The following is a 4,863-nucleotide window of genomic DNA, read 5'->3' as shown; positions in this document are numbered from 1 at the left end:
TCTGATGATTAACGGCAAAACTCATGGGCAGTGGACGAATTACGACATCGTTTCTGACCTGCTCACCCCCGCCGATGACTTTTCAGTCACGCTTGGCCGTCCGGTAGATGCAGTCCCGACTGCAGTAAAAGAAGGCGATAAAGTAGAAGTCCGTGTCGGTGGGGATACGGTATTAAGCGGCCGTATCGACCGTGTGCACACTACGACGGAGAAAGGCAATAAAACGCTGACCATTCAGGGTCGTGATGATGCCGGTATCCTGTTGGACTGTTCTGCACCGTTGTTTAATGCGCAGGACATGGATTTAAACCAAATTATTGAAAAAATCGTCAAGCCTTTGGGTTTGTCAAAAATCCGTATCGATGCAGCCAAAACCAATAAAACCCATAAAGTTCAAATCGAGCCCGGAAGCCGTGCATGGGATGCCTTGACACAATATGCCGAAGCCAACGGGGTATGGCCTTGGATGGAGCCTGACGGCACCTTGGTTGTCGGCGGTCCCGACTACACCGCCGCACCTGTTGCCGGGCTGATCTTGCGGGTCAGTGGCGACAATAACAATATCAAGCGTCTGGAAGTAAACCGCGATATGGCGGCACGGTACAGCGAAGTTACCGTGTTGGCGCAAAGCCACAGCGGCAAACACAACATCAAAGCCACCGCCAAAGACGAATCCGTCAAACTGCACCGCCCCCTAATCGTTACCGAGCCGGACATCGACAGTCAGGCTCAAGCGGAACGTAAAGCAAAGAAACGCTTGGCGGACAGCCGCTTGGAAGGCTTGACCATCACGGCAGTGGTACAGGGGCACCGAACCGATGACGGTACGTTGTGGCAACCGGGTCAGAGAATCAACGTATTGAGCGAACCGGACGGCATCGACTCAGTGTATTTCCTTATGGCGCGTACCTTTGTCGGAGGCAGAGGCCAAGGCACGGAAACTGTATTAACGCTTAAAGAAGACGGCGCGTGGGTATTGGATGCCGACCCGCCGAAGAAATCGGGCAAAACCAAAATGCCGTCTGAAAGCCGCAAAGCCAACGGCCAAATGCCAGTCAAGCCGAAGAAACGCCGTCAGGCTAAAAAGCCAAAACAGGAATTGCAGGTTATTTAAATGGATATTAAAACCATAGATAAGCGTATCAAACAGGCGTTTAACACTGTCCGGCAGGGCTTTCGCGGAAAGGTTGCCAGAGTCCAGGCAGGTGGCGGTGTGCAAAAAATTCAAGTCGAAGGCTTGGACGGCGAAACCGTGCAAGACTTGGAACACGCCGAAAACTTCGGCTTTACCAGCAATCCGCCCGCAGGCAGCGATTGCGTCGTCGTACCCTTGGGCGGCAAAACCAGCCACGGTATTATCGTTACCACGACAAACGGCGCGTACCGCATTACCGGTTTGTCTGATGGCGAAACGGCGGTTTACAACGCCGACGGTGCCAAGATGGTGTTAAAAAAGGGGCGTGTCATTGAGATCGACTGCGAAACGCTGAATATCAAAGCACCTGGCGGCGTAAATATTACTTCGGAAAAAGTTGAATGTTCTGCGGTATTAACCGCGCAAGGCCAAATCAACGGCAATGGAGGTATGGCCGTGCAAGGCGGTAGCGGTACGACATTTACCGGCAATGTGGATATGGTCGGCAATTTGAATACTACCGGCGCATTAACCAACAACGGTAAAGATGTCGGCAGTAATCACAAACATACTGAGACCAACGGTCCGGAAACCGGTGAAGTCATTTAAACCGCCTTTAAAGGCCGTCTGAAAATCCTTATCGGGTCTTTAGGCGGCTTTTTATATTTGTCTGACATCCATTCTCTCAAAGAAAGGGCGTCCATATCCGAAAATTCCGGTATGGACGCTTTACTTAATCCCGCCACCGGCGACTACTTATTAAACCAATCCGCTCAAGGGATCGAAAACGAAGTCTATGTGCGGCTGGTTACCCCGCTGGGCAGCCGCCTGCACGAATTGCGCCGCATGAAAGACCTGCCGCGCATGGCGGTGCTGGCCAAGCAGTATGCTGAGCAGGCCTTGCAACCTATTTTGGATACCCGCCGCGCCCGCCGCATCAATGTGGCTACCTCTTTGGCACGGCGCGGCTGGCTGCGGCTGGATATTGCGGCGGTGGATGCAAGCGGCCGGAATCTATCCTTAATCCATGAGGTGCGGCTGGCATGAAAACCAAAAACTTTGAGCAACTACGCAGCGACTACCTGCGCGATTTGAGCAACCAACAGCCTGCCGCCCACACCCACCCCGGCAGCGACAATTACGCCCGTGCCACCGCTTTGGCCGCACTGGCCGAGGGGCAATACCAGCATCAAGAGTGGATTTTGCGGCAGGTATTTGCCGATACGGCGGACACCGCCTATTTGGAGCGCCATTGCGCCATGTACCGCATTTGGCGCAAAGCGGCTGCCGCAGCGGCGGGCAGCATCCGCATCAGCGGCGCGCCCAATACCGTTCTGCCTGCCGGGCTGGTGGCCCAAGTGGGCGACATTGCCTATCAAACCGGTGCACCAGGTCAAACCGACGGTAGCGGTCAGGTATTGATTGCCTGCCACTGCCTGAGCGCTGGTGCCACCGGTAATCAGCCGGACAACACCCCGGCCAAGCTGCAAAGCCCGCCTGCCGGCATTGAGGCAGATGCCGTGCTCACCAGCATGGTGGGCGGCACCGATATCGAGAGCGATGCCGCGCTGTTAGACAGGCTGCTGTCGCGTTTACGCCAACCACCCGCCGGCGGCAACGCCTACGACTATTACCGCTGGGCAATGGACGTGCCAGGGGTGGAGGCGGCATTTGTGTATCCGCTGCGTCGCGGTTTGGGCACGGTGGATGTGGCCATCCTTACCGCTTCCGGTTTACCCTCTCCCGATGTGGAGCGGGCCGTGCAGCAGTATATCGACGAACGCCGCCCGGTTACCGCCAAAAACGTGCAGGTGGTGGCGCCGCAACGCGTGCCGCTCAATGTATCTGTGCGCGTATCGCTGGCCGACGGCTACACCCTGCCTGCGGTCAAGGAGGCTGCCGAGCGCGCCTTGTCAGCCTATTTCGCGACCATCAAGCCGGGCGACACCGTCTATAAAAGCCATATCGAAGCACTGATTAGCGATACCCCGGGCGTGCGCGACCGCGTGCTCGACAGTCCGTCCGCCAACCAAAACGCCGCCATCACCCCGCACATCCAATGGCTCGCCTTGGGCACGTTTGAGATGACCCTGTTATGACTTACGCTGATTTACTCCCACTCTACTATCCGCCCGTCAGCTACGACGTACGTGCCACCCGGCAGGCCGCCGAGCGGCAGGCGGAAGCCGCCATATTCGACGGCGTGCAAACGCAGTCGGCACAGGTGCAGGCTGCCGCCTACGCCCCCACTGCCGGCGGCGACATCACGCGCTGGGAGCGGCTGCTCGGCATCAATCCGCCGCAGCCCGACAACTACGCCCGCCGTGTAGCCGATGTGTTGGCTAAACTCAATGAGACCGGCGGCCTGAGCATCCCGTATTTCATCCGGCTGGCTGCCGCAGCCGGCTACACCATCACCATCAGCGAGCCGCAGCCCTTCCGCGCCGGTGTAAACCGCGCCGGCGACCGTCTCGCCCGCGAAGACATTATGTGGGTGTGGTGGGTGGACGTGTCCGCCCAATCACAAACCGTGTGGTGCTTCCGCGCCGGCTCCGGCACCGCCGGCAGCCGCTTGAGCCAATACAGCGACGCCGTGATCGAGAGCCTGTTCAACCGCCTCAAGCCCGCCCACACCGCTATCCGATTTACCTACCGATAAGGACTAAACCATGCACCCCATCGAAACCCCCGATAAGACCTTCCACGACGGCGACGGCGTGTCCGAATTGGGCACCATCCTGCCCGCGTGGTGGCTCAACCAAGTGCAATCCGAGCTGCTGGCCGTGCTGACTGCGGCCGGTATCCAGCCGGATAAGTCGCAGCCCAATCAATTACTGGCAGCACTGAATAAGCTGGCTGTAGTTACCATCGGCAACCAAGAAATCGGCGGCGACAAAACCTTTACCGGCCTCACCACCCTGAAAAAAGGCGCGATTGTGGCCGACAGCGTGGGCGACTTTAATGCCAACCAATACCTGCAAATCGGCGCAAACAACGTAAACGCTTATTTTTACAACAAGCGCAGCGGCAAATACCTGTCCATGCGCAACGACGGCGAACTACGCTATGACGGCAAACGCCTGCTCAATGTGGACGACCTCGCCGGCATGATACCCAGCGGCGCCGTGATGTACTTCGCCGGACAAACCGCCCCCGCAGGCTGGCTCAAAGCCAACGGCGCGGCCGTATCGCGCACCCTCTATGCCGCCCTCTTCCAAGCTGTCGGAACCACCTACGGCGCAGGCGACGGACGCACCACCTTCAATCTGCCCGATCTTCGCGGCGAATTCGTGCGCGGCTGGGACGACGGCCGCGGCATCGACAGCGGGCGTGCACTGGGCAGTGCGCAAGGCGATGCCATCCGGAATATTACCGGCAAAATTGACAGCGGAAAAAACAGCGCACTGCAACTGTTCGACTACATCGAGCCGACGGGCGCGTTTGGCGTGGAAAAATCATGGAAACAGTGGACAAGCGAAGGCAGCGGCGGAAATGACAATATTCCGCGCGCCATCACTTTCGACGCCTCCAGCGTCGTCCCAACCGCGTCCGAAAACCGCCCTCGCAACATCGCATTGTTGGCTTGTATCAAAATTTAAGGCCGTCTGAAAGGATAAATCATGAGCGAAAACCAATACCCGCCAACCAAGCCCGTCTGCCAGTTGGATGCCGCCAACCTCTACCTGCACCAAACCGTGGCCGACCTCGACCCGCTGGCCGCAGACGGC

6 protein-coding genes and 1 pseudogene are annotated in these 4,863 nt (G+C 57.7%); all 7 read left to right on the top strand.

Annotation, left to right across the window (positions count from 1 at the left end; all coding sequences use genetic code 11):
- Position 1 precedes the first annotated feature (1 nt).
- The 7 genes and pseudogenes from KEM39_RS04070 to KEM39_RS11970 all read left to right on the top strand — a co-directional run bounded on the left by KEM39_RS04070 (position 2) and on the right by KEM39_RS11970 (position 4,734).
- A complete protein-coding gene (locus tag KEM39_RS04070) occupies positions 2 to 1,114 on the top strand; it encodes a phage baseplate assembly protein (protein ID WP_249182591.1) in 1,113 nt (370 codons plus the stop codon).
- The gene (locus KEM39_RS04065; protein WP_211709629.1) at positions 1,115 to 1,744 is read left to right on the top strand and encodes a phage baseplate assembly protein V; all 630 of its coding nucleotides are present in this window, start codon (positions 1,115 to 1,117) and stop codon (positions 1,742 to 1,744) included.
- Between the two features lie 111 nt (positions 1,745 to 1,855).
- Positions 1,856 to 2,182 carry a phage GP46 family protein gene (locus tag KEM39_RS04060; protein WP_211709628.1) on the top strand — a complete coding sequence of 109 codons (327 nt, stop codon included), beginning with the start codon at positions 1,856 to 1,858 and terminating at the stop codon, positions 2,180 to 2,182.
- Positions 2,179 to 3,234, top strand: coding sequence for a baseplate J/gp47 family protein (locus KEM39_RS04055; RefSeq protein ID WP_211709627.1), 1,056 nt, complete (start codon positions 2,179 to 2,181; stop codon positions 3,232 to 3,234). Before KEM39_RS04060 ends, KEM39_RS04055 begins: the two co-directional genes overlap by 4 nt.
- A complete protein-coding gene (locus tag KEM39_RS04050) occupies positions 3,231 to 3,794 on the top strand; it encodes a putative phage tail protein (protein ID WP_107818642.1) in 564 nt (187 codons plus the stop codon). The genes KEM39_RS04055 and KEM39_RS04050 overlap by 4 nt, the downstream gene beginning before the upstream one ends.
- 10 nt (positions 3,795 to 3,804) lie before the next feature.
- Positions 3,805 to 4,051, top strand: a pseudogene (locus tag KEM39_RS11975) (phage tail protein); the annotation flags it as partial.
- Between the two features lie 125 nt (positions 4,052 to 4,176).
- A complete protein-coding gene (locus tag KEM39_RS11970) occupies positions 4,177 to 4,734 on the top strand; it encodes a phage tail protein (protein WP_418029968.1) in 558 nt (185 codons plus the stop codon).
- The last annotated feature ends 129 nt before the right edge of the window (positions 4,735 to 4,863 follow it).

Origin of the sequence: Neisseria sp. Marseille-Q1983 (assembly GCF_018224585.1) — a bacterium.
Classification (GTDB): Bacteria; Pseudomonadota; Gammaproteobacteria; order Burkholderiales; family Neisseriaceae; genus Neisseria; species Neisseria polysaccharea.
This window is presented reverse-complemented; position numbering and strand designations above follow the sequence as displayed.

Excerpts from the sequence above, each read along its gene's own strand:
- KEM39_RS04065 (WP_211709629.1), top strand. The coding sequence starts at position 1,115 with ATGGATATTAAAACCATAGATAAGCGTATCAAACAGGCGTTTAACACT.
- KEM39_RS04060 (WP_211709628.1), top strand. The coding sequence starts at position 1,856 with ATGGACGCTTTACTTAATCCCGCCACCGGCGACTACTTATTAAACCAA.
- KEM39_RS04055 (WP_211709627.1), top strand. The coding sequence starts at position 2,179 with ATGAAAACCAAAAACTTTGAGCAACTACGCAGCGACTACCTGCGCGAT.
- KEM39_RS04050 (WP_107818642.1), top strand. The coding sequence starts at position 3,231 with ATGACTTACGCTGATTTACTCCCACTCTACTATCCGCCCGTCAGCTAC.
- KEM39_RS11970 (WP_418029968.1), top strand. The coding sequence starts at position 4,177 with ATGCGCAACGACGGCGAACTACGCTATGACGGCAAACGCCTGCTCAAT.